This is a genomic window from Paraburkholderia sp. BR10882, from assembly GCF_040948855.1.
Classification (GTDB): domain Bacteria; phylum Pseudomonadota; class Gammaproteobacteria; order Burkholderiales; family Burkholderiaceae; genus Paraburkholderia; species Paraburkholderia nodosa_A.
The window spans coordinates 1-255 of sequence record NZ_JBFPKP010000098.1; the positions used below are offsets into that span (position 1 = coordinate 1).

Here is a 255-nt window from a genome sequence, read left to right on the forward strand (position 1 = left end):
ACAACCAGCCGGTGTTCTCCTTCAAGCTGCGCGGCGCCTACAACAAGATGGCGCATCTCTCGCCCGCGCAGCTCGAGCGCGGCGTGATCACCGCCTCGGCGGGCAACCACGCGCAGGGCGTCGCGCTGTCGGCGGCGAAGCTCGGCGTGAAGGCCGTGATCTGCGTGCCGGTGACCACGCCGCAGGTGAAGGTCGATGCCGTGCGCGCCCACGGCGGCGCCACCGTCGAGGTCGTGCAGGCCGGCGAGTCGTACA

General features: G+C 71.0%; 1 protein-coding gene. It reads left to right on the forward strand.

Annotation, left to right across the window (positions count from 1 at the left end):
* A partial coding sequence (locus AB3X99_RS41060; RefSeq protein ID WP_368662082.1) for a pyridoxal-phosphate dependent enzyme occupies nucleotides 1-255 on the forward strand: 255 nt, incomplete at both ends.